Annotated in this window: 20 protein-coding genes and 1 pseudogene; 11 read left to right on the top strand and 10 right to left on the bottom strand. The window is 56.8% G+C overall.

What is annotated here, in order from left to right:
- Positions 1–28: 28 nt before the first annotated feature.
- Entirely contained in the window at positions 29–1,123 is a 1,095-nt protein-coding gene (gene ychF, locus L370_RS02740) for a redox-regulated ATPase YchF (RefSeq protein WP_010432886.1), read from the bottom strand.
- Between the two features lie 126 nt (positions 1,124–1,249).
- Positions 1,250–1,834 carry an aminoacyl-tRNA hydrolase gene (gene pth / locus L370_RS02745; RefSeq protein WP_023336005.1) on the bottom strand — a complete coding sequence of 195 codons (585 nt, stop codon included), beginning with the start codon at positions 1,832–1,834 and terminating at the stop codon, positions 1,250–1,252.
- A gap of 274 nt (positions 1,835–2,108) precedes the next feature.
- Here pth and ychH point away from each other — a divergent pair, with 274 nt between their 5' ends.
- Positions 2,109–2,384, top strand: coding sequence for a stress-induced protein YchH (ychH, locus tag L370_RS02750; protein ID WP_023336004.1), 276 nt, complete (start codon positions 2,109–2,111; stop codon positions 2,382–2,384).
- A 121-nt stretch (positions 2,385–2,505) separates the two neighbouring features.
- The gene (locus tag L370_RS02755) at positions 2,506–3,564 is read left to right on the top strand and encodes a MerR family transcriptional regulator (RefSeq protein ID WP_023336003.1); all 1,059 of its coding nucleotides are present in this window, start codon (positions 2,506–2,508) and stop codon (positions 3,562–3,564) included.
- On the opposite strand, the gene dauA is transcribed toward L370_RS02755, so the two are convergent.
- The 4 genes from dauA to lolB form a co-directional block, all read right to left on the bottom strand.
- Positions 3,550–5,229 (bottom strand): C4-dicarboxylic acid transporter DauA, encoded by a 1,680-nt coding sequence (gene dauA / locus L370_RS02760; RefSeq protein ID WP_023336002.1) that lies wholly within the window; start codon positions 5,227–5,229, stop codon positions 3,550–3,552. The two genes, L370_RS02755 and dauA, sit on opposite strands and share 15 nt — an antisense overlap.
- A gap of 124 nt (positions 5,230–5,353) precedes the next feature.
- Positions 5,354–6,301: a ribose-phosphate diphosphokinase gene (gene prs / locus L370_RS02765; RefSeq protein WP_003856663.1), complete on the bottom strand. Its 948-nt coding sequence runs from the start codon at positions 6,299–6,301 to the stop codon at positions 5,354–5,356.
- Between the two features lie 125 nt (positions 6,302–6,426).
- Complete coding sequence (gene ispE, locus L370_RS02770) at positions 6,427–7,296, bottom strand: 4-(cytidine 5'-diphospho)-2-C-methyl-D-erythritol kinase (RefSeq protein ID WP_023336001.1); 870 nt, start codon at positions 7,294–7,296, stop codon at positions 6,427–6,429.
- The gene (lolB, locus tag L370_RS02775; RefSeq protein ID WP_023336000.1) at positions 7,293–7,904 is read right to left on the bottom strand and encodes a lipoprotein insertase outer membrane protein LolB; all 612 of its coding nucleotides are present in this window, start codon (positions 7,902–7,904) and stop codon (positions 7,293–7,295) included. The genes ispE and lolB overlap by 4 nt, the downstream gene beginning before the upstream one ends.
- A gap of 201 nt (positions 7,905–8,105) precedes the next feature.
- Here lolB and hemA point away from each other — a divergent pair, with 201 nt between their 5' ends.
- The 6 genes and pseudogenes from hemA (at position 8,106) to kdsA (ending at position 13,150) form a co-directional block, all read left to right on the top strand.
- On the top strand, positions 8,106–9,362 hold the full coding sequence (hemA, locus tag L370_RS02780) for a glutamyl-tRNA reductase (protein WP_023335999.1): 1,257 nt from the start codon (positions 8,106–8,108) through the stop codon (positions 9,360–9,362).
- Between the two features lie 41 nt (positions 9,363–9,403).
- Positions 9,404–10,486 carry a peptide chain release factor 1 gene (gene prfA, locus L370_RS02785; protein ID WP_023335998.1) on the top strand — a complete coding sequence of 361 codons (1,083 nt, stop codon included), beginning with the start codon at positions 9,404–9,406 and terminating at the stop codon, positions 10,484–10,486.
- A complete protein-coding gene (gene prmC / locus L370_RS02790; RefSeq protein ID WP_023335997.1) occupies positions 10,486–11,316 on the top strand; it encodes a peptide chain release factor N(5)-glutamine methyltransferase in 831 nt (276 codons plus the stop codon). Before prfA ends, prmC begins: the two co-directional genes overlap by 1 nt.
- A pseudogene (locus L370_RS23730) lies at positions 11,298–11,408 on the top strand (siroheme synthase); the annotation flags it as partial. The gene prmC and the pseudogene L370_RS23730, both read left to right, overlap by 19 nt.
- A gap of 41 nt (positions 11,409–11,449) precedes the next feature.
- Positions 11,450–12,259 (top strand): invasion regulator SirB1, encoded by an 810-nt coding sequence (sirB1, locus tag L370_RS02795; RefSeq protein WP_023312124.1) that lies wholly within the window; start codon positions 11,450–11,452, stop codon positions 12,257–12,259.
- Between the two features lie 36 nt (positions 12,260–12,295).
- Positions 12,296–13,150 carry a 3-deoxy-8-phosphooctulonate synthase gene (gene kdsA, locus L370_RS02800; RefSeq protein WP_023335996.1) on the top strand — a complete coding sequence of 285 codons (855 nt, stop codon included), beginning with the start codon at positions 12,296–12,298 and terminating at the stop codon, positions 13,148–13,150.
- Between the two features lie 84 nt (positions 13,151–13,234).
- On the opposite strand, the gene chaA is transcribed toward kdsA, so the two are convergent.
- Complete coding sequence (chaA, locus tag L370_RS02805; protein ID WP_023312122.1) at positions 13,235–14,335, bottom strand: sodium-potassium/proton antiporter ChaA; 1,101 nt, start codon at positions 14,333–14,335, stop codon at positions 13,235–13,237.
- A gap of 270 nt (positions 14,336–14,605) precedes the next feature.
- Here chaA and chaB point away from each other — a divergent pair, with 270 nt between their 5' ends.
- Together chaB and L370_RS02815 are read left to right on the top strand one after the other, a co-directional pair.
- On the top strand, positions 14,606–14,836 hold the full coding sequence (chaB, locus tag L370_RS02810; RefSeq protein WP_008499518.1) for a putative cation transport regulator ChaB: 231 nt from the start codon (positions 14,606–14,608) through the stop codon (positions 14,834–14,836).
- A gap of 302 nt (positions 14,837–15,138) precedes the next feature.
- Positions 15,139–15,834, top strand: coding sequence for a gamma-glutamylcyclotransferase (locus L370_RS02815; RefSeq protein WP_032642434.1), 696 nt, complete (start codon positions 15,139–15,141; stop codon positions 15,832–15,834).
- Between the two features lie 30 nt (positions 15,835–15,864).
- Here the strand turns inward: L370_RS02815 and L370_RS02820 are convergent, their stop codons facing one another.
- The 3 genes from L370_RS02820 to L370_RS02830 form a co-directional block, all read right to left on the bottom strand.
- Positions 15,865–16,104: a DUF1883 domain-containing protein gene (locus L370_RS02820; protein WP_013096243.1), complete on the bottom strand. Its 240-nt coding sequence runs from the start codon at positions 16,102–16,104 to the stop codon at positions 15,865–15,867.
- A gap of 195 nt (positions 16,105–16,299) precedes the next feature.
- Positions 16,300–18,084, bottom strand: a complete 1,785-nt coding sequence (locus L370_RS02825) for a methyl-accepting chemotaxis protein (protein ID WP_023335994.1) — start codon at positions 18,082–18,084, stop codon at positions 16,300–16,302.
- Between the two features lie 106 nt (positions 18,085–18,190).
- Positions 18,191–18,544 (bottom strand): DsrE/DsrF/TusD sulfur relay family protein, encoded by a 354-nt coding sequence (locus tag L370_RS02830; RefSeq protein ID WP_008499522.1) that lies wholly within the window; start codon positions 18,542–18,544, stop codon positions 18,191–18,193.
- Between the two features lie 177 nt (positions 18,545–18,721).
- Here L370_RS02830 and L370_RS02835 point away from each other — a divergent pair, with 177 nt between their 5' ends.
- Complete coding sequence (locus L370_RS02835) at positions 18,722–20,128, top strand: YchO/YchP family invasin (RefSeq protein WP_023335993.1); 1,407 nt, start codon at positions 18,722–18,724, stop codon at positions 20,126–20,128.

Here is a 20,128-nt window from a genome sequence, read left to right as displayed (position 1 = left end):
GGCGTGGATTTTTTTCATTCAAGGCGAATCAGACGTTAAACAGGAAGTTCATTACGTCGCCATCTTTAACGATATAATCTTTCCCTTCCGCACGCATCTTGCCTGCTTCTTTCGCGCCTTGCTCACCCTTGTAGGTGATGAAGTCTTCAAACGCGATTGTCTGCGCACGAATAAAGCCTTTCTCGAAGTCAGTGTGGATTTTACCAGCCGCCTGAGGCGCAGTTGCACCTACAGGGATGGTCCACGCACGCACTTCTTTCACGCCAGCGGTGAAGTAGGTCTGCAGGTTCAGCAGCTCATAGCCAGCGCGAATTACGCGGTTCAGGCCCGGCTCTTCCAGACCCAGCTCGGCCATGAACTCTTCACGGTCGGCGTCGTCCAGCTCGGCGATGTCGGATTCAACGGCAGCGCAAACTGCCACAACCACAGAACCTTCAGCTGCTGCGATTTCGCGCACTTTGTCCAGGTACGGGTTGTTCTCGAAACCGTCTTCGTTAACGTTGGCGATGTACATGGTTGGCTTCAGGGTCAGGAAGCTCAGGTATTTGATTGCCGCTTTGTCTTCTTCAGTCAGGTTTTTCAGCGCGCGCAGCATGCCCGCGTTTTCCAGCTGCGGCAGACATTTTTCCAGCGCGGCCAGTTCCGCTTTCGCGTCTTTGTCGCCGCCTTTGGCTTTCTTCTGCACGCGGTGAATCGCGCGTTCGCAGGTGTCGAGGTCAGAGAGCGCCAGCTCGGTGTTGATGACGTCGATGTCGTCAGCCGGATCCACTTTGTTGTTTACGTGGATAATGTTGTCGTTCTCGAAGCAGCGCACAACGTGGCCGATTGCTTCGGTTTCACGAATGTTGGTCAGGAACTGGTTGCCCAGGCCTTCACCTTTGGATGCGCCTTTTACCAGGCCCGCGATGTCCACGAATTCCATGGTGGTTGGCAGAATGCGCTGCGGCTTCACGATTTCCGCGAGCTGGTCCAGACGCGGGTCCGGCATTGGCACAACGCCGGTGTTAGGTTCGATGGTACAGAACGGGAAGTTCGCCGCTTCGATACCCGCTTTGGTAAGCGCGTTAAACAGGGTGGATTTGCCCACGTTTGGCAGACCGACGATACCGCATTTGAATCCCATTTCTAAATCACCTTAATATCTTGATAATCAATCCGTTAACGATAACCGACTGATGAAAAGTAAATAACTACGCCTATTATACACGTAACCCGCATGACGCGCGGTAAAAATGCCGTACCGGGCGGATTATTGCGCTTTGAAAGCGTGTAAGCGGTTTGTCGCTTTGGTTAAGCCGTCTTTCAGCCAGATTTCGGTGCAGCGCGCCGCTTCGTCTACCGCCTCGTCAATCAGTTTCTGCTCAGAAACCGGGGGCTTACCGAGTACGAAACCGACAACTTTGTTTTTATCGCCCGGATGGCCGATTCCCACGCGCAAACGGTGGAAATTCGGGTTATTACCCAGCTTGCTGATGATGTCTTTAAGACCGTTGTGGCCGCCGTGCCCGCCGCCCAGCTTGAATTTTGCCACGCCGGGCGGAAGGTCCAGCTCATCGTGAGCCACCAGAATTTCATCCGGATTGATGCGATAAAACGTTGCCATTGCCGCCACGGCTTTACCGCTCAGGTTCATAAAGGTGGTGGGCACCAGTAAGCGAACATCCGCGCCTGCAAGATTGATACGTGAGGTATATCCGAAGAATTTAGGTTCTTCACGCAGGGGAGCACGTAAGCGCTCGGCCAGCAGATCGACGTACCATGCCCCAGCGTTGTGGCGGGTGGCCGCATACTCTGCGCCCGGGTTGGCGAGGCCGACAATCAGTTTAATCGTCACGATTCAATTCCTAATGGGTTCCAGATCTGGCGCGTAGTTTACTGTCTGGCGCGCCGCTTGACAAAATTCTGCGATCTTCTCGGCGAAATACGAATAATTTCTGATTTGAACAATTAGAATTTCAAGCTGTTCAAAGCCTTATTTGTAAACTTTTGTTTGGGACTTATCTGTAATTGTGATCATTCACGCAACTCATAAAAGTGGCGTTGTCTATACTTTACACACAAGGATTAGGGGCTTTTCCCCTGACAACCCAAAGTTCCGGAGGTGACACATGAAACGCAAAAACGCTTCGTTACTCGGTAACGTGCTGATGGGATTGGGGCTGTTCGTGATGGTAGCCGGCGTGGGTTATTCAATTTTAAACCAGTTGCCGCAGCTTGATCTTCCGCAATACTTCGCCCATGGCGCGATACTGAGCATCTTCCTCGGTGCGGTATTGTGGCTCGCCGGGGCGCGCATGAGCGGACATGAGGAAGTGTGCGATAAATACTGGTGGGTGCGCCACTACGACAAACGCTGTCGTCGCGACCAGCATAAGCACAGCTAGTGCTACGATAAAGAACACCGAAACGGCTCCTGAGGGAGTCGTTTTTTTTTGCATCAAGGGTTGACCCTCACGTAACGTAAGGCTCCAGAGTGATGCCACTGGCAAAGAAAAAGGAGCAGTTATGTTGATTCAGGTGGGTGAGCTGGCGAAACGTGCCGGGATCACCGTGCGGACATTGCACCACTATGAGCAAACAGGGTTGTTGCTGCCTTCTGCCAGAAGCGCGGCAGGTTATCGGCTTTACAACCTGGCGGATGTCCAGCGTCTGCACATGATTCAGGCGCTGGCAAAAGCGGGGCTGGAACTTGCTGAAATCAGGGATTTCCTGGAACAGGAGTCGCTGTCGTTAACCGAGTTACTCGATGCGCAAATCACGCTGCTGGATAAACAGCTGCGCAGCATACATACGCTGCGCGACCGGCTGGTGGAGCTGCGGACCGGGCTTCTCGACGATGCGACGCCGGATCTGGAATCCTGGCTACAGACTCTGGAGTTAATGAATATGTACGATCGCTGGTTTAGCAAAGAAGAGTTACAGCAGCTGCCGTTTGCGGTGCAGAAGGATGCGCTGGCGGCTATCTGGTCAGGGCTGGTTGCAGAGGCCAACACGCTGCTGGAGCACCATATATCCGTTACGGACGCGCGGGCGATGGACCTGGCGACGCGCTGGATGGAACGCCTGGAGCAGGACACGGCGGGCAAGCCGGAGTTTCTCACCCGGCTGAATGAGATGCACAGCGTTGAACCGCAGATGCAGGCGCAGACAGGCATCACGCCGGAGATGACGGATTACATCACGCGCGCGTTTGCTGAGTCTAAGCTCAGCATATGGGAGAACTATCTCACTGTCGAAGAGATGGCTTTTACCCGTAAACACTACTTTGACCGCATGATGGAGTGGCCGCCGCTGGTGGCGAAGCTGCACCAGGCGCAGCGGGAAAATCTCGATCCCGCCTCGGACGATGCGCAAAAGCTGGCCGAAAACTGGCTGGCGCTGTTCCAGTCTTACGCGGGCACGAACCCGGAGACCCAGCAAAAGTTTCGCGTGGCCATGCAGCAGGAGCCGCACCTGATGAAGGGAACTTGGATGACGCCTGCCGTGCTTGCATGGCTCCAGCAGGCGATTGGGGTGATGATGCAGAGACGTTTCTCTGCATCAGGTCACTCACAGATCCGCTAACGCGGCCTCACGGTTAGGGTAGAAGGAAAGTCGGCCAGGGATAGGCTGCATGCCCGCGCGCGCCATGGTGCGCAGGGGCTGAAATTCCAGGTTACTCACCCGCAGCTCGCAGCCTTCCGGCAGACGTTTCACAAAGCGCTGGAAGGCATCCAGGCCGCCTGCATCCAGTACAGGTACGGCATCCCACTTCAGTACCACAACCCGTTTGCCCGCGATGCGGGATTCCAGATCGCTGAAGAGACCTTCCGCCGCAGCGAAGAACAGCGGGCCAATCACGCGCAGCACCAGCACATCGTCAGGCACCTCCACGTTAACCGGGGAGAGGCGCGTCATCTGCGCAATACGGCGCATAAACAGCAGGGACGCCAGCACGATCCCGACGCTGATGGCGATAACCATATCGAACAGCACGGTCAGCGACATGCAGATCAGCATCACGATGATGTCGTCTTTCGGCGCGCGACGCAGCAGGTTCACCACCTTATGCGCCTCACTCATGTTCCAGGCCACCATTAGCAGCAGGGCGGCCATGGCGGAAAGCGGCAGCCAGGAGAGCAGCGGAGCGAGGATCAGCAGGGCGAGGATCACCAGCAGGGAGTGGATGACCGCCGAAACCGGTGACGTCGCCCCTGCGCGGACGTTTGCCGCAGAACGGGCGATGGCTGCCGTTGCGGTAATACCGCCGAAGAATGGCGCCACGAGGTTGCCCAATCCCTGACCGACCAGTTCGCTGTTGGCTTTATGTTTGGTGCCGGTCATGCCGTCGAGCACCACGGCACAGAGCAGGGACTCAATCGCCCCCAGCATCGCCATAGAGAACGCGGCGGGAAGCAGGGCACGCAGGGAATCCCAGCTTAGCGTAAAGCTGGAGCCGGGCATGTCCCACGGCAGCACCAGCTGCGGTAGCAGTTGCGGAATGCCTTTACCCTGTGAACCGTCCGCCAGAACATAGTGGAACTGCGAGCCGATAGTCGCGACGTGACCACCGAGCATATTGACGATCGCCATCACCGCGCAGCCCAGCAGCAGCGCGGGCAGATGGCCCGGCAGACGAATACCGAGGCGAGGCCAGACGATCAGCGTGCCCAGCGTCACAATCCCGATGGCGGCGTCGCCCAGATTGGCCGTAGGCAGCGCCATAAACAGCGCCCCCACTTTTTGCAGGTAGTGCTCCGGTACGTGGGGCATCTGCAGGCCGAGGAAGTCCTTGATCTGCATGGTTCCGATGGTAATACCAATCCCCGAGGTGAACCCCAGCGTCACGGAAAGGGGAATATATTCAATCAGGCGACCAAAGCGGGCCAGACCAAACAGAATCAAAAAGACGCCGGACATCAGGGTGGCGACCAGCAGTCCTGCCAGACCAAACTGCTGCGAAACCGGGTAGAGGATCACCACGAAGGCGGCGGTCGGGCCGGAGACGCTGAAGCGCGAGCCGCCCGTCAGGGCAATGACAATCCCGGCAACGGCCGAGGTGTACAGGCCGTACTGTGGCGCAACGCCGCTGCCAATTGCCAGCGCCATCGCCAGCGGGATGGCGATAATGCCGACGGTGATCCCGGCAATCAGGTCACGGACAAAGCGTGACGAGGTGTACTTCTCTTTCCAGCAGGCGTCGATGAGGGCGCGAAAGGGCAGAACATGTGAGGAGGCTACGTTTTTCACAATTATCTATCATCCGTATGCGCATCATCTGTCATGTGAATGGCAGGTGAAGGAGGCATTAATCATACAAATAAAACCCGGAGACAAAAAAACCCGCCGCAGCGGGTTTTTCGGCCGTGTTCGATTAGTGTTCGAACATTGCTGAGATCGATTCTTCGTTGCTGATACGACGAATCGCTTCGGCCAGCATCCCGGACAGGGTCAGCGTACGCACGTTTGGCAGTGCTTTGATCTCGTCGCTCAGTGGGATGGTATCGCATACCACCACTTCGTCAATGACGGAGTTGCGCAGGTTGTTTACCGCGTTACCGGAGAAGATCGGGTGGGTCGCGTAAGCGAACACGCGCTTGGCACCACGCTCTTTCAGCGCTTCAGCGGCTTTACACAGCGTACCGCCGGTATCGATCATGTCGTCAACCAGCACGCAGTCGCGGCCAGCCACGTCACCGATGATGTGCATCACCTGAGAAACGTTAGCGCGCGGACGACGTTTGTCGATGATCGCCATGTCGGTATCGTTCAGCAGCTTAGCGATGGCACGGGCACGTACCACGCCGCCGATGTCCGGAGAAACCACGATTGGGTTATCCAGGTTCAGCTGCAGCATGTCTTCCAGCAGAATTGGGCTGCCGAATACGTTATCAACCGGAACGTCGAAGAAGCCCTGGATCTGCTCTGCGTGCAGGTCAACGGTCAGTACGCGGTCAACGCCGACGCTGGACAGGAAGTCAGCGACAACTTTAGCGGTAATTGGCACACGTGCGGAACGGACGCGACGGTCCTGGCGGGCATAGCCGAAGTAAGGGATTACAGCAGTGATACGGCCTGCTGAAGCGCGACGCAGGGCGTCGACCATAACAACCAGTTCCATCAGGTTGTCGTTCGTTGGAGCACAGGTGGACTGGATGATGAAAATATCACCACCGCGTACATTTTCGTTAATTTGTACGCTGACTTCGCCGTCGCTAAAGCGACCTACGGCGGCGTCGCCGAGGGAAGTGTACAGGCGGTTGGCAATACGTTGTGCTAGTTCCGGGGTGGCGTTACCAGCAAAAAGCTTCATATCAGGCACGAGAAGAACCTCAGGCATGCGTCCAGTGGTGGATAGCGTTCGCCGCAAACTGTGCGGGCCAGGCGAAGGCTATCCAGGCGGTGTATTAAAGAGCGCGATGCAACGTCTGGAACAGGGTGACGTTGTCACCGAAACTCAGTCTGCGCCAGAATGGCCTGCTGTAGGGGGGAGGTGTTCATCCCGCGCGCTACAAAACCATGCAGCCAAACCGGCGCTTGCTCAAGCACCTGACGAGCGGCGGATTCGGTGTCAAATTCAGCAAAGACACAGGCCCCTGTACCAGTCAGGCGCGACGGCGCGTATTCTAACAGCCAGGAAAGCACCGCATCAACCTCGCGAAAACGTTTTCTTGCGATATCCTCGCAATCGTTGCTGAATTCACAATTTAATAACGTTTCTATTGACCGAACCGGGGTATTCCTTTTCAGGTCAGGATCTTTAAAGATGACCGGGGTCGGAATGCTCACGCCAGGATGGGCAACCAGATACCATTTCTCCGGCGGTTCAGCCGGGGAGAGGATCTCACCCACGCCCTCGGCAAAGGCCGCATGACCGCGCACAAACACCGGGACATCCGCCCCCAGCGTCAGGCCTAAGGCTGCCAGTTCGTCCTGCGACAGCCCGCAGCCCCAGAGGTGGTTCAGCGCAACCAGCACGGTGGCGGCGTTGGATGAGCCACCGCCCAGACCGCCGCCCATCGGCAGGCGCTTCTCAATACGGATATCCGCACCGCTTCCTGCCGGCAATCGTCCGGCGTCTGCCGCGGCTTTCATCAGCAGACGCGCGGCGCGTACGATCAGGTTGTCCTCATGCGCCACGCCGTCGACCGGCGTGAGCAGGCAAATCTGCCCGTCCTGGCGCAGCTCGATAGAGATCGTATCGCCATAGTCAATGAACTGAAACAGCGTCTGCAGGGTGTGATACCCGTCAGCACGCTGGCCGGTAATGTATAAAAACAGGTTCAGCTTTGCCGGAGAGGGCCAGTGGGTCATCATTTAACGATCCAGTTGTCCATTTTCAGCTTGATACGCTGGCTGCCCTGGGTCAGTTCCATATTCGACGGCAGCGACGGTTTACTCTTACTGTCATAGGCGCTGTACACCACTTTCCAGGTTTTGCCGTTCTGGGTGTAGTTCACCTGGCTCAGACGGTACTGGTCGTCAAGGCTGTAGTCAGTTGCCTCTCCCGGCAGGCCAAGGATCCACTGACGCAGGCTGTTGAGCGGGATAGGCATCCCGGTCAGCTTGCCAATCATCTCTTCGGCATCGGTCGCGGTATAGTGCTGGCCTTTGTTATCGGTGATCTGCGCTTCACCCGGTTTGGCGATAAGCTCCAGCTCGGTGCTGCCCAGCGGGTTCAGCAGCAGCAGGCGATAGTTGTCCTGACCCGTCTGCTGCCAGAAGAAGCGGGCATAAACCTTTTGTTCGTCAGAGAGATAAGCGAAAGCGCCGCGGGTCTGGTACTGGTTCAAATTACGGACGTCCTGCTGGTGCTGACGCCACTGTGGTGAATCAGGGCTTTTGCCCGGGCCTTTTGGTTGGGTGACGGTACAGGCGGTCAGAACCAGTGCTGCCAGCGGCAGCAGGCGAATCAGTCGGGTCATAATGAGGACAAATCCTTGAGATACGTTGCAGTTATAACTGTTAATGCTAGCGTCGAAGGGGGCTACCGTCTACGTTCAAATTATCTCAAAGGGTTGTGTAACCTATTACTCCGAAAGGAGGCAGTCCCTTTTATTGATCTCGCGCATCCTGTATGATGCGTTCTGCTAACCTTATTAACGCTGGTACTACTCCCGCTCAACATGACCCTATTAGCACTCGGCATCAACCACAAAACGGCCCCGGTTTCGCTGCGAGAACGCGTAACGTTTTCGCCGGATACGCTTGACCTGGCGCTGGACAGCCTGCTTGCACAGCCGATGGTGCAAGGTGGCGTGGTGCTCTCGACGTGCAACCGTACTGAGCTGTATTTAAGCGTGGAAGAGCAGGACAACCTGCACGAAGCGCTGATCCGCTGGCTATGTGACTACCACAACCTCAATGAAGACGAGCTGCGCAACAGCCTGTACTGGCATCAGGACAACGATGCGGTCAGCCATCTGATGCGCGTCGCCAGCGGGCTGGATTCGCTGGTGCTGGGCGAGCCGCAGATCCTGGGTCAGGTTAAAAAAGCCTTCGCGGACTCGCAAAAAGGGCATCTTAAAGCCAGCGAGCTGGAGCGCATGTTCCAGAAGTCGTTCTCCGTGGCGAAGCGTGTGCGAACCGAAACCGACATTGGCGCCAGTGCGGTTTCAGTTGCTTTCGCGGCCTGCACCCTTGCGCGCCAAATCTTTGAGTCCCTGTCTACCGTCACCGTGATGCTGGTGGGCGCGGGCGAAACCATCGAACTTGTGGCGCGCCATCTGCGCGAGCATAAGGTGAAAAAGATGATCATCGCCAACCGCACCCGCGAACGCGCGCAGGTGCTGGCGGATGAAGTGGGCGCAGAGGTGGTTGCCCTGAGCGACATCGATGAACGCCTGAAAGAGGCGGACATTATTATTAGCTCTACCGCCAGCCCGCTGCCGATTATCGGAAAAGGGATGGTGGAGCGTGCGCTGAAGTCCCGGCGTAATCAGCCGATGCTGCTGGTGGATATCGCCGTCCCGCGCGATGTTGAGCCGGAAGTGGGCAAGCTGCCTAACGCCTACCTCTACAGCGTGGATGACCTGCAAAGCATCATTTCGCACAACCTCGCCCAGCGTAAAGCGGCGGCGGTTCAGGCGGAAACCATCGTTGAGCAGGAAACCAGCGAGTTTATGGCCTGGCTGCGCGCGCAAAGCGTCAGCGAGACCATCCGCGAGTACCGCGGGCAGGCGGAGCAGGTGCGTGATGACCTGACTGCCAAAGCGTTAGCAGCCCTTGAGCAGGGCGGCGACGCAAATGCGATTATGCAGGATCTGGCATGGAAACTGACCAACCGCCTGATCCATGCGCCAACCAAATCTCTTCAGCAGGCCGCCCGTGACGGGGATGATGAACGCCTGACTATTCTGCGCAACAGCCTCGGGCTGGAATAGCGCCCTCTACCCATTTTCTAAGACAAGGTGCACTTACGCCTATGAAGCCTTCTATCGTCGCTAAACTGGAAGCTCTGCACGAGCGCCATGAAGAAGTACAGGCGCTGCTCGGGGATGCCGGGACCATTGCGGACCAGGAACGTTTTCGCGCGCTCTCGCGTGAATACGCGCAGTTAAGTGATGTTTCTAAATGCTTTACCGACTGGCGACAGGTTCAGGAAGATATCGAAACCGCGCAGATGATGCTCGACGATCCTGAAATGCGCGAGATGGCGCAGGAAGAGTTGCAGGATGCGAAAGCGCGTTCTGAAGAGATGGAGCAGCAGCTTCAGGTGCTTCTGCTGCCGAAAGATCCGGACGATGAGCGTAACGCGTTTGTAGAAGTGCGCGCCGGTACCGGCGGTGACGAAGCGGCCCTGTTTGCCGGGGATCTGTTCCGCATGTACAGCCGCTACGCCGAATCGCGTCGCTGGCGCGTGGAGATCATGAGCGCCAACGAAGGCGAACATGGCGGCTACAAAGAGGTTATCGCCAAGATCAGCGGCGACGGCGTGTACGGTCGTCTCAAGTTTGAATCCGGTGGCCATCGCGTGCAGCGCGTACCGGCCACCGAATCTCAGGGGCGTATTCACACCTCAGCCTGTACGGTAGCGGTGATGCCGGAGCTGCCGGAAGCAGAACTGCCGGACATCAATCCGGCGGACCTGCGTATTGATACATTCCGCTCCTCTGGCGCGGGCGGTCAGCACGTTAACACCACCGACTCCGCCATCCGTATTACCCACCTGCCAACCGGCATCGTCGTCGAATGTCAGGACGAGCGTTCACAGCACAAAAACAAAGCCAAAGCGTTGTCCGTGCTGGGCGCGCGTATCCACGCAGCGGAAATGGCGAAACGCCAGCAGGCGGAAGCGTCTACGCGTCGTAACCTGCTGGGCAGCGGCGATCGCAGCGATCGTAACCGCACCTATAACTTCCCGCAGGGCCGCGTGACCGACCACCGCATCAACCTGACGCTGTACCGTCTGGACGAGGTGATGGAAGGAAAGCTGGATATGCTGATTGAGCCTATCGTGCAGGAATACCAGGCCGACCAGCTGGCGGCGCTGTCCGAGCAGGACTAATGGATTTTCAGCGCTGGTTACGTGAGGCGGCCGGAGAGCTTTCAGAAAGCGAAAGCCCGAAGCGCGATGCCGAAATTTTGCTTGGGTACGTGACGGGCAAAGCCCGCACGTATCTGCTGGCCTTCGGTGAAACCGAACTGACTGCGGACCAGGAAACGCAGCTCGCCGCGCTGCTTGTCCGTCGTAAAAGCGGCGAGCCGGTGGCGCACCTTGTCGGTGAGCGTGAGTTCTGGTCGTTACCGCTGTACGTCTCGGCGGCGACGCTGATCCCGCGTCCGGACACCGAGTGTCTGGTCGAGCAGGCGCTGGCGCGTTTACCGGCGGCGGCCTGCAGCATTCTCGATCTCGGGACGGGGACAGGTGCTATCGCGCTGGCGCTGGCCACCGAGCGGCCCGACTGCGCGGTAACGGCGGTGGATGTTATGCCCGATGCGGTAGCGCTGGCGCAGCGTAACGTGGAACGACTGGGCGTAACTAACGTGACGGTGCTGCAGAGCAGCTGGTTTTCCGCGCTTGGGAATCGCACGTACGCAATGATTGTCAGCAACCCTCCTTATATTGACGAGCATGACCCGCACCTTGCACAGGGAGATGTTCGCTTCGAACCGCTGACGGCGCTCGTGGCCGCCAACGCGGGATTAGCCGATCTTGATCACATTGTGACAACGTCACGTAAACATTTACTTCCCGGCGGCTGGCTGCTCGTGGAGCATGGCTGGACGCAGGGAGAAGCCGTGCGGGCACTGTTTACGCAAGCAGGTTACGCCGCAGTCGAAACCTGCCGCGACTACGGCGGCAACGACCGCCTGACGCTGGGGCAATGTTCTTGAGTTCCGGGTATCTGCCATTTACTGATAAAGGCGTAAGGCTGACTGAAAGGCAGTTTGGCGTTATCATCTACATCGTTTTGAGTTTTATCGCGCCTGAGCGTCATTGTTCGCTCAGTCGTTACTGGGGTAAGTCATGAGGTCCTTAGCCGATTTCGAATTTAACAAAGTGCCGCTTTGCGATGGCATGATCCTGATTTCTGAGATGATTCGCGACGATTTTACGTCGCAGTTTGTCTACGATGAGCTGGAGAATCTGGTCAGCCTGGCGCGTGAAGAGATTAATCAGGCTCGCCCGCAAGACTGGCAATTAGAGAAGCTGCTGGAGCTTTTCTACGGCGAATGGGGTTTCTGCGACACGCGGGGCGTATATCGCCTGTCTGACGCGTTATGGCTGGACCAGGTCTTAAAAAATCGTCAGGGCAGCGCCGTGGCGCTGGGTTCTATTTTGCTGTGGGTTGCGCATCGTCTGGATATTCCCCTGGTGCCGGTCATTTTCCCGACGCAGATGATTCTGCGTGCAGAGTGGCTGGACGGCGAAATGTGGCTCATCAATCCCTTCAACGGCGACACGCTGGATGAACATACGCTGGACGTGTGGCTGAAAGGCAATATCAGCCCGGTGGCTGAGCTCTTCAACGAAGATCTCGACGAGGCGGATAACGCAGAGGTCATTCGCAAGCTGCTGGATACGCTGAAATCCGCGTTAATGGAAGAGCGTCAGATGGAGCTGGCGTTGCGCGCCAGTGAAGTGCTGCTGCAGTTCAACCCGGAAGACCCGTACGAAATTCGCGATCGCGGGCTGATCTATGCGCAGCTCGACTGTGAGCACGTGGCGCTGAATGATCTGAATTATTTCGTCGAGCAGTGTCCGGAAGACCCGATTAGCGAAATGATTCGTGCTCAGATCAACGCGATCTCGCACAAACAAATTACACTGCATTAATCTTAATTCCGATTCACACCTGAATAAGGCGATCCTATGAAACAAAAAGTGGTTAGCATTGGTGATATCAAGGTAGCAAACGACCTGCCGTTCGTACTGTTCGGCGGCATGAACGTGCTGGAATCCCGCGACCTCGCCATGCGTATCTGCGAACACTACGTGACCGTGACCCAGAAGCTGGGCATCCCGTACGTGTTTAAGGCCTCTTTTGACAAAGCCAACCGCTCCTCCATCAACTCTTACCGTGGCCCGGGCCTGGAAGAGGGGATGAAGATTTTCCAGGAGCTGAAGCAGACCTTTGGCGTGAAAGTGATCACCGACGTGCATGAAGCCTCACAGGCGCAGCCGGTGGCAGACGTGGTGGACGTGATTCAGCTCCCGGCGTTCCTCGCTCGCCAGACCGACCTGGTTGCGGCGATGGCGAAAACCGGTGCCGTGATTAACGTGAAAAAACCGCAGTTCGTCAGCCCAGGCCAGATGGGTAACATCGTCGATAAGTTCATCGAAGGCGGCAACGATCAGGTCATCCTGTGTGACCGTGGTGCAAACTTCGGTTACGACAACCTGGTTGTCGACATGCTGGGCTTCAGCGTGATGAAAAATGTCTCCGGCCAGTCTCCGGTGATTTTCGACGTGACCCACGCCCTGCAGTGCCGCGACCCGTTCGGTGCCGCGTCCGGCGGCCGTCGCGCTCAGGTGACCGAGCTGGCACGTGCCGGTATGGCAACCGGTCTGGCCGGTCTGTTTATTGAAGCGCACCCGGATCCGGCTAACGCGAAATGCGACGGCCCATCTGCGCTGCCGCTGGATAAACTGGAGCCGTTCCTGAAACAGATCAAAGCGATTGACGATCTGGTGAAGAGCTTCGACGAGCTGGATACCAGCAACTAATAAAAAAACCCGCTTCGGCGGGTTTTTTTATGGGGCATATTGCCGGGTGGCGCTGCGCTTACCCGGCCTACAAACCCGTAAAGGCTACGCAAAAATCGTCATCAGATACGCAATAAACAACGCCATATGCGCCGCGCCGTTCAGCACGTTGGTGCGTCCGGTTGAGAACGAAATCTGGCACAGCAGCAACGAGGCAACCATCACGATCATCTCCGGCGCACCCAGCGCAAACTGCAGCTCGTTGCCGGTCATAAAGGCAATCAGCGTCACCACCGGTACGGTAAGTGAAATGGTCGCCAGTACGGAGCCGAAGAACAGGTTCATTGCGCGCTGTACCTGATTATTCAACACCGCTTTCAGCGCGCCCAGCCCTTCAGGGGACAGGATCAGCAGGGCCACCAGGAAGCCGGTAAACGCCACGGGCGCGTTCAGCTCGGTTAACAGCGTTTCCAGCGGGTTGGCGTTCATCTTGGTGACGGCAATCACCGCAATCAGATGTACGATCAGCCAAACCGTATGCCACGCGCTGCTGTGGGCCGACGGCTTGCCGTGGTGCGGGTCATCGTCGTCGCCGTCATCTTCATGCTCGTACACAAACAGGCTCTGGTGCGTTTTGGTCTGAATCAACAGGAATACGCCGTACATGGCGGCGGAAATCAGAGCGACCAGCAGCGCCTGCCCGGTGGAAAAGTTTGCACCCGGCAGCGCCATCGGGAAGACCAGCACGATAATCGCCAGCGGGAAGAGGGCAATCAGATACTGTTTGATGCCGAACAGGTTCATATACTGGGTCGCGAACTTGCGGCCGCCCAGCAGCAGAGAGAAGCCCACCAGGCCGCCCGTCACAATCATAATGATCGAGTAGAGCGTGTCGCGCATCAGCGTCGGCGCGGCATCGCCGGTTGCCATGAGCGCGGAAATCAGGCTGACTTCGAGAATCACGACGGAAAGGCTGAGAATTAACGATCCGTACGGCTCACCGAGACGGTGGGCCAGGACGTCCGCATGGCGAACGACGCTAAATGCGCTGGTTAAGATGCCGACCAGGGCCAGAATATTGATACCAACCACCACTGGCAGTGACTGACTGCTTCCCCAGAAGAGCAGCACAGCCAGTGCCAGAACCGGGAAAATGAGAGACGTCTCCTTGTGGCGGGTCTTTACCGCCTCGTGTGTTGCTGTCATGTGCTTCTCCATCAATGCAGGTGCTTGTAATTATAGATAGATTTTTGAGGTCATTAAATTAACAGATCTCTGTTAAATACCCTCTATTTTTTACTTAATTTTACCCTTTGTCATTATTTTCATTGATGATGGGTATAATTCAGATTCTTTGTTGATTACTCATTAAATAACAATAAATTAAAAATGTAATTTATTCATAAACTATTGCCGGGTGGCACCATGGTGTATCGTCGTCCACACTTATCTCTTTAACCAAAAGAGAGGTCAGTGATGCCCTATAAAACGAAACGCGAATTACCCGATAACGTGCAAAACGTGCTGCCCGCCCACGCGCAGGATATCTACAAAGAGGCGTTTAACAGCGCCTGGGATCAGTACAAAGACAAGGACGATCGCCGGGATGATGCCAGCCGTGAAGAGACGGCGCACAAAGTCGCCTGGGCCGCCGTAAAACATGAATATGAGAAAGGAGACGACGATAAATGGCATAAAAAGAAATAGCCGTGAAATAATTCGCTGACTTCATTTTGACTTTTCAGGCGGTTGAACTTCCGTTGTATTGCAACTGGTCCGCTAATTGCTTATCGTTATTTGACTGCTGGCAAAATGACCAGCACATATACCCGTCATACTTCAAGTTGCAGATGCGTTGGCTGCGCTCGTTCACCCCAGTCACTTACTTATGTAAGCTCCTGGGGATTCGCTCTCTTGCCGCCTTCCTGCAACTCGAATTATTTAGGGTAAAATGCCGGGAAGGCGAATTACAGATGTCGCAAGGAAGCATGCAGTGGCGGAGGTGGAAAGTGTTAACGCGTGATTTCTTAATGAAGGCAGATTGTAAGACGGCATTTGGTGCTATTGAGGAATCGCTTCTCTGGTCAGCTGAACAACGTGCGGCGTCGCTCGCTGCCACGCTTGCCTGCCGCCCGGATGATGGCCCGGTATGGATTTTTGGCTACGGCTCCCTGATGTGGAACCCGGCTCTGGAATTTGTCGAATCGGCAACGGGAACGCTGCCCGGCTGGCATCGCGCATTTTGCCTGCGACTGACGGCCGGACGCGGCAGCGCGTGCCAGCCGGGGCGCATGCTTGCCCTGAAAGAGGGCGGGCGCACCACGGGCGTGGCGTATCGCCTCCCGGATGCCACGCTGGAAGAGGAGCTCACGCTGCTCTGGAAGCGCGAGATGATCACCGGCTGCTATATGCCGAGCTGGTGCAAGCTGGAACTGGACGACGGTCGTACCGTCAACGCGCTGGTGTTTATTATGGATCCGCGCCATCCGCTGTATGAAGCGGATACCCGTACGCAGGTGATTGCCCCGTTGATAGCCGCCGCGAGCGGGCCGCTGGGCACCAACGCGCAGTATCTCTTCTCCCTCGACCAGGAGCTAACCCGCCTCGGCATGAAGGACGACTGTCTGAATGAGCTGGTGGTGAAGGTGAAGGCGCTGCTGGAAGGGAACCCGCTCAACGGCACGCTGCGAGCAGGCTTTGCCTGATAATACGCCCGGCTTGCCGGGCGTTTAATTTTATGCGGCAACGTAGCTGACGGAATGCTCCAGCGACTGACTGTGGCTGTCGATCAGCACATCCCACGTGCCGGTATACGGCACGGTAAGCCATGCTTTATCATCCTGCACGGTCAGAATATCCGCCTGGGATTGTTTTTGTGCTTTCGCACTCATCAGATGAATACGACAGCGCTCTGAGCAACGCACCACTACCGTATCCCCGCCAAACAGTTTCAAACTTGTTTTTACCAGTGCCATTTTTTTACCCCGTCGATTTTGCCCATCCCGAGCGTGATATTGTTCACAAATTACTCATTGCATAACACCAAAGCGGGGGGCGAGGGATGATGATTTTGATCAAAAAATGGCATAACGTTTAAACAAAAATGACAAAATGCCTGAAAGCATTCAGCTGGCGCGGGTTTTACCCGGAAAACCCGCGCCGGAATAAAATTAAATGCGGAAATGGCCGGCGGTTTCAGCAAGGTCGCCCGCCTGGCTCTGCAGGGCACCCGCGGCGGCGGCGGATTCCACCACCAGCTCGGCGTTCTGCTGAACCATTCTGTCGAGATGGGTTACCGCGTGGTTGATCTCATGAATGCCTTTCATCTGCTCGCTGGTGGCGATGGAGATTTCGCGCATGATGCCGGAGACGCTGCCGATGCTGGAGCGGATCTCGTCCATGCTTTCCCCGGCCAGATGCACGTAGCGGGAGCCGGTTGCCACGCTGTTGGTGGTGGAATCAATCAGCGATTTGATCTCTTTCGCCGCCTGGGCGCTGCGGCTCGCCAGGTTACGCACTTCGCCTGCGACGACGGCAAACCCGCGCCCCTGCTCACCGGCACGCGCCGCCTCGACGGAGGCGTTCAGCGCCAGAATGTTGGTCTGGAAAGCAATGCCGTCAATCACGCTGGTGATATCGCCAATTTTAGCCGACGCGACTTCAATGGACTGCATGGTGCTGATCGCCTGCGATACCACCTCGCCGCCGCGCGCCGCGGCCGCTGAGGCTTTGCTCGCCTGATCGTTGGCTTCTGCCGCCGATTCATTCGACTGCGTCACGGAGGCGGTGATCTGCTCCACGGCGCTGGCCGTCTCGCGCAGGCTGGATGCCGCCTGCTCGGTACGTCCGGAAAGGTCCTGGTTACCTGCGGCAATCTCCTGCGCGGCATTTTTTACCGATTCGCTGGCGTCGCGGAGCTGCACCATCACCACCGACAGCTTATCGCTGAAGGCGTTAAAGGCCTGGGCAATCTGCGCGACCTCGTCCTCGCCGCTGTCCGGCAGGCGCTGGGAGAGATCGTTAGTGCCGTTAGCAATGTTGTGCATCGCGTCGCGAATGTCGGACAAGCGCTTGAGTAGGCGGGCAATCAGGAAGTGAACAATGGCCGCGCTCAGGAGAGCCAGGATCACCAGCGAAATTGCCGATGCTTTGAGCATGGAACGCATCCCGGAGGTGGCGTCGCCGCTGTCGAGCGCCACGACTAATAGCCAGTTAGTGCCCGGCACCGCTGTCGCCACGAAGGTTTTTTCAGCGTCGTTCAGCGTTCCGTCGACGAGGTTACCGCTTTTCAGCGCAGCAAAATCAATGCCTTTGATCGTCTCACCAAACGGTTTCAGCGTCAGAGCCGGATCGTTAGCGGCAATCACGCTGCCGTCGCTGTTCAGAAGCAACCCGCTGCTGGCCGGGGTTGGATGGATCCCGCGCACGTTAGCCACCACGCTGTCCATCGCCACATCGCCCGCCACGACCGCTTTTAGCGTGCCATTTTCTTTCACCGGCACGGCGAAGGTCACCACCAGTTTACCGGTACCCGCGTCGACGTAGGGTGCGGTGACAACCGGACCGTCCGTGCTGACCACCTGCTGATACCACGGGCGAATAGTCGGGTCATAGTCCGCCGGAACGCCCGCCGGTTCAGAGAATTTGGCAGTTTTGCTGGCGTAGCCAACATAGACGTTGGTGAATCCACCCGCCTGCGCAAGCTGTTTAAACACCGGAACCGGGTCGTCGCTCAGCGCAACGGTCTGCGCGGAGGCGATCACCGCCATCTTGCTTTTTACCCAGTCGGCAATCGCCATGTTATGGCTGGCGCTGGTGCTGGTCAGAATATCGCGCTGGGACTGCTGGTTATCCTGGCGCGTGACCTGGAAGTTGATAACGGTGTTAAGGAGAAGGGCGACGACCAGACAGCCTGCCGTCGCCACGATGATGCGTGCACGAATCGATCTGAACATAAGTGAAATACCTGCTGTGTTGTTTCCATGCCTATCGGCAACCCCGCAGGTAAACTTGATGCTGAAACCGCGTCCATAAGAAAATAATATTTTTACGGGTTTATTATTAAAAAGTTAATACTTTATCGGCGGACAGCGTCCACTCGGCCAGCTCAACCAGCGTACCAATCTCTACGCCATCAATCAGCGGCAGACCGGTAATGCCGCGGCCGTCGGTGCAGGTCTTGCACAGCTTCACCGGCACGTTTTGCGCGGTCAGAATTTCAAGCATCTGCTGAATGTTATAGCCCTCTGCCGGTTTTTGACCCTTCAGCCCCGCGGTGACCGCGTCCGACATTAAAAAGAGCCGTAACGCCAGGTCGCTCTCTTTTTCACGCAGCGCAATCGCCAGGCGCAGGCTGTTAAAAAGGGATTCGCTGCCGTAGGCCGCACCGTTGGCGACGATCACAATCTTTTGCATGTTGACTCCTGTTCTTATAAAGGCACGAATAATATAGGGTTTACCGAGTTTACGCTGCTTGCAGCCGACAATAAACTTCAGGATATTCCTGAAATGTCCCGTAAGGCTGCAATTCTTTCCTAATGACGTTAAGGTAAGAGAGTCTTTTACAAAACTCAGGCGCAAATCCCGACGTTGATGGCTGTATCGTCCCGCATTCTTTTTCTGTTATTACTCCCCCTTGTTACGGCCGGAGCCGTTCACGGTGCGCCGAATTCCTTTACGCATCAGGCGCAAAATCCCTTCGATAATAATGGGGATAGTTTGCCTGACCTCGGCATGGCGGCACCAACGGGCGAGGGGGAAAAACACCTGGCCGAAATGGCGAAAGCGTTTGGTGAAGCCAGCATGACCGACAACGGCCTGACAACGGGCGAGCAGGCGCGTCAGTTTGCGTTTGGTCAGGTGCGCGACGCCTTGAGCGGCGAAGTGAACCAGCAGATAGAATCCTGGCTGTCGCCCTGGGGTAACGCCAGCGTGAACTTGCTGGTAGATAACGATGGCAAATTTAACGGCAGCAGCGGGAGCTGGTTTATCCCCTGGAACGATAACAACCGCTATCTGAGCTGGAGCCAGCTTGGCCTGACCCAGCAGACGGATGGCCTGGTGAGTAACGCTGGGCTCGGTCAGCGCTGGGTCGCCGGAAAATGGCTGCTGGGTTACAACACGTTTTACGATAACCTTCTGGATGAAAACCTGCAGCGTGCCGGGCTGGGCGCGGAAGCGTGGGGGGAAAATCTGCGCCTGTCGGCCAACTATTATCAGCCCTTTGCCGGCTGGCGCGATCGCTCCGACGTCCAGGAGCAGCGCATGGCGCGCGGATATGACGTCACCGCTAAAGCCTGGCTGCCGTGGTTCCATCATCTGAATACCAGCGTCAGCTTCGAGCAATACTTTGGCGATAACGTCGACCTCTTCAACAGCGGAACCGGCTATCACAACCCGGTGGCGGTGAATCTGGGGCTTAACTATACCCCCGTTCCGCTGGTCACCCTGACCGCCGCGCATAAGCAGGGAGAAAGTGGCGCGAGTCAGAATAACCTCGGACTGAAGCTCAACTACCGCTTTGGCGTGCCGCTGGTTAAGCAGATTTCCGCCGGTGAAGTTGCCGCCACGCGCTCCCTGCGCGGAAGCCGCTACGACTCTCCGGAGCGCAATAGCCTGCCGGTGATGGAGTTCCGCCAGCGTAAAACGCTGTCCGTGTGGCTGGCAACGCCGCCGTGGGATCTGAAAGGAGGCGAGACCGTTATGCTGAAGCTTCAGGTTCGCAGTACACACGGCATTCGTCAGATCCACTGGCAGGGGGATACGCAGGTACTGAGCCTGACGTCGCCGGCGAAAAGCAACAGCAGCGACGGCTGGAGCGTGATTATGCCTGCCTGGGATGACCGTGAAGGGGCGACAAACCGCTGGCACCTGTCGGCGGTGGTGGAAGATGAGAAGGGCCAGCGCGTCTCGTCCAATGAGATCGTGCTGACCGTCGTGCAGCCGCTGGTCGCGTTGCCTGATAACGACCCGCGCTGGAAGCTTCTGCCGGAGGAGTAA

Origin of the sequence: Enterobacter sp. MGH 24 (assembly GCF_000493015.1) — a bacterium.
Lineage (GTDB): Bacteria > Pseudomonadota > Gammaproteobacteria > Enterobacterales > Enterobacteriaceae > Enterobacter.
The sequence above is the reverse complement of the archived record's forward strand: the minus strand, read 5'-3'. Positions and strand labels throughout refer to the sequence as shown.

Excerpts from the sequence above, each read along its gene's own strand:
- ychF (WP_010432886.1), bottom strand. The coding sequence starts at position 1,123 with ATGGGATTCAAATGCGGTATCGTCGGTCTGCCAAACGTGGGCAAATCC.
- ychH (WP_023336004.1), top strand. The coding sequence starts at position 2,109 with ATGAAACGCAAAAACGCTTCGTTACTCGGTAACGTGCTGATGGGATTG.
- L370_RS02755 (WP_023336003.1), top strand. The coding sequence starts at position 2,506 with ATGTTGATTCAGGTGGGTGAGCTGGCGAAACGTGCCGGGATCACCGTG.
- ispE (WP_023336001.1), bottom strand. The coding sequence starts at position 7,296 with ATGATGACCCACTGGCCCTCTCCGGCAAAGCTGAACCTGTTTTTATAC.
- lolB (WP_023336000.1), bottom strand. The coding sequence starts at position 7,904 with ATGACCCGACTGATTCGCCTGCTGCCGCTGGCAGCACTGGTTCTGACC.
- hemA (WP_023335999.1), top strand. The coding sequence starts at position 8,106 with ATGACCCTATTAGCACTCGGCATCAACCACAAAACGGCCCCGGTTTCG.
- prfA (WP_023335998.1), top strand. The coding sequence starts at position 9,404 with ATGAAGCCTTCTATCGTCGCTAAACTGGAAGCTCTGCACGAGCGCCAT.
- prmC (WP_023335997.1), top strand. The coding sequence starts at position 10,486 with ATGGATTTTCAGCGCTGGTTACGTGAGGCGGCCGGAGAGCTTTCAGAA.
- sirB1 (WP_023312124.1), top strand. The coding sequence starts at position 11,450 with ATGAGGTCCTTAGCCGATTTCGAATTTAACAAAGTGCCGCTTTGCGAT.
- kdsA (WP_023335996.1), top strand. The coding sequence starts at position 12,296 with ATGAAACAAAAAGTGGTTAGCATTGGTGATATCAAGGTAGCAAACGAC.
- chaA (WP_023312122.1), bottom strand. The coding sequence starts at position 14,335 with ATGACAGCAACACACGAGGCGGTAAAGACCCGCCACAAGGAGACGTCT.
- chaB (WP_008499518.1), top strand. The coding sequence starts at position 14,606 with ATGCCCTATAAAACGAAACGCGAATTACCCGATAACGTGCAAAACGTG.
- L370_RS02820 (WP_013096243.1), bottom strand. The coding sequence starts at position 16,104 with ATGGCACTGGTAAAAACAAGTTTGAAACTGTTTGGCGGGGATACGGTA.
- L370_RS02825 (WP_023335994.1), bottom strand. The coding sequence starts at position 18,084 with ATGTTCAGATCGATTCGTGCACGCATCATCGTGGCGACGGCAGGCTGT.
- L370_RS02830 (WP_008499522.1), bottom strand. The coding sequence starts at position 18,544 with ATGCAAAAGATTGTGATCGTCGCCAACGGTGCGGCCTACGGCAGCGAA.
- L370_RS02835 (WP_023335993.1), top strand. The coding sequence starts at position 18,722 with ATGGCTGTATCGTCCCGCATTCTTTTTCTGTTATTACTCCCCCTTGTT.